The sequence below is a fragment of the Sulfitobacter sp. HI0040 genome, assembly GCF_001634885.1.
Classification (GTDB): domain Bacteria; phylum Pseudomonadota; class Alphaproteobacteria; order Rhodobacterales; family Rhodobacteraceae; genus Sulfitobacter.
In genome coordinates this window covers 1-2,131 of sequence record NZ_LWEX01000200.1, presented here as the reverse complement: position 1 = coordinate 2,131, position 2,131 = coordinate 1, and the positions used below count along the sequence as shown (strand labels likewise).

The 2,131-nt window shown below is 51.8% G+C and carries 1 protein-coding gene, 1 tRNA gene and 1 rRNA gene; all 3 read right to left on the bottom strand.

Annotated elements, in window-relative coordinates:
• Window positions 1-731, bottom strand: a 23S ribosomal RNA gene (locus A3728_RS12045); the annotation flags it as partial.
• Between the two features lie 371 nt (window positions 732-1,102).
• Entirely contained in the window at window positions 1,103-1,972 is an 870-nt protein-coding gene (locus A3728_RS12040) for a glycosyltransferase family 2 protein (protein ID WP_067923909.1), read from the bottom strand.
• A gap of 44 nt (window positions 1,973-2,016) precedes the next feature.
• Window positions 2,017-2,092: transfer RNA gene (locus A3728_RS12035), tRNA-Ala, on the bottom strand.
• Window positions 2,093-2,131 lie beyond the last annotated feature (39 nt).

The window sequence follows — 2,131 nt, the reverse complement described above, 5'->3', positions numbered from 1 at the left end:
CATCCTGGTCATGCCTAGATCACTCGGTTTCGGGTCTGATCCCACGAACTCAACGCCCTATTAAGACTCGCTTTCGCTGCGCCTACACCTAACGGCTTAAGCTTGCTCGTGAGACCAAGTCGATGACCCATTATACAAAAGGTACGCTGTCAGGCCGCAAGGGCCCTCCAACTGATTGTAGGCGTTCGGTTTCAGGTACTGTTTCACTCCCCTCGTCGGGGTGCTTTTCACCTTTCCCTCACGGTACTGGTTCACTATCGGTCAGTAAGGAGTACTTAGCCTTCGAAGGTGGTCCTCCGATCTTCAGACAGAATTTCACGTGTTCCGCCCTACTTAATACGTCCAATCATGCTTCCTATACGGGACTATCACCCACTCTGGTTGCGCATTCCAACGCATTCTAGTCACACTCATGGCTCGGCTGGTCCCCGTTCGCTCGCCGCTACTAGGGGAGTATCATATTGATTTCCTTTCCTCCGGGTACTTAGATGTTTCAGTTCCCCGGGTTTGCCTTTTTAACCCTATGTATTCAGGTTAAAAATACCTGTTTTACCGCATTATTGACTGCCGCCGAAGCGGCAACAATAACACAGTATCAGGTGGGTTGCCCCATTCAGAAATCCATGGATCAAAGCTTATTCTCAGCTCCTCATGGCTTATCGCAGAGTATCACGTCTTTCATCGCCTCTTACTGCCAAGGCATTCACCAAACGCCCTTTTCGCGCTTGATTTGATCCAGAAAAAGCAAGACTTGCGTCTTGCGCGACCGCACAGCTGGTAACTAAATGCGGTCCTTATTCCGGTATCAAAAGCATACTTTCCCGCCACCACCCGTGCGGATGGTGACATGCATGATCTTTCGATCATGCCGGTTAGTGTACTTGACTTGGACAACGCTGTTCTTTTCAGCAGGCATACATCCGGTCGGCCGAGGAAACAGCCTTGCAAATGCTCGCCGCGGCCCGAAGGCTTTGGCACCAAACTGAGATCATCCTCTTACTTAAGGTGATCAAACAGTGTTGATTTGTATCTCTCTTTACGATGTCAATTCGTCCGGATTGGACGAGCAAAAGCGCCGTAGCGCTCTTGCTGATCTAATCCATCAGCTTTCTTTGAACCAATCAGGCAATGTCGTACGCAAACCGAATTTTATCGATTTCGCCCGCAAAACCTTCAGCTTTGCGTCCCTGACCGGTGATCTAGTAATCGCTCGGTACGCCTTGAGCCGCGCCTTCATCCACGGCGCATCCGGCAAGGTGGCCAGTCTGCTGTAGAAGTTTTGCGCGTCCTGATCCGCTTCAAGCCAGAGCTTGCCAGGCAATCCACGTTCGCAACCGGATGCTACCTGCTTCCGGTGTGCGTTCGCTTCGGCCAATGCTTGGGTCGATGCATATTTCAGGTGAACAAGGTAAATGCCCTTTGGAAGGGTAAGCGATGCTTTGTCGAGCCTGTCGGAAGGCACCTCAACTCCATGTCGAGCCATGTGGGTGCCCCGCCGTACCGCCCAAGCCTTGCTGTAATGTCCGGAAAAGACAGCATGCGATCTGTGCTTCAGCACATCATCACCAGCAATTAATTCCCGGTCACCGTCGACTTCCGCAAGATTGATCCCAAGCGCAAACAGAGCGGATGCTCTTTTATGCGCTTCGAACAATGCTTCGAAGGAAGGAAACTTCATAGGATCGATGCAGATTAGCTCATCTGCATCCGTCCGTATGACCCAGTCAAACAGCGCGCCAAGCCCATCCTGCAGTCCGTTAAGCAATTGCCCGCGGACCCGGTCGAACCCGGCAAGATCATCCCTTGGAACCGTGATCACGTTTGCCCCAGGGCAAAGCTTCCCAATCATCTCATCATGACCGTGGGCCACGATGTAGAGATGTTCAGGCTTCAGGTGCCTCGAGTAATGTGCGTACCATTGCGATATCGCCCAATAATCTCGGTAAACCATTGTGATCGCACAAATCTTCATGATCCCTTCTAGTCATATCGACCAGACAGGAACAAGAGAATTCATGGTGGAGCCTAGGAGGATCGAACTCCTGACCTCCTGAATGCAAATCAGGCGCTCTCCCAGCTGAGCTAAGGCCCCGAAAGGAATGGTGGGTCGAGGAGGACTTGAACCTCCGAC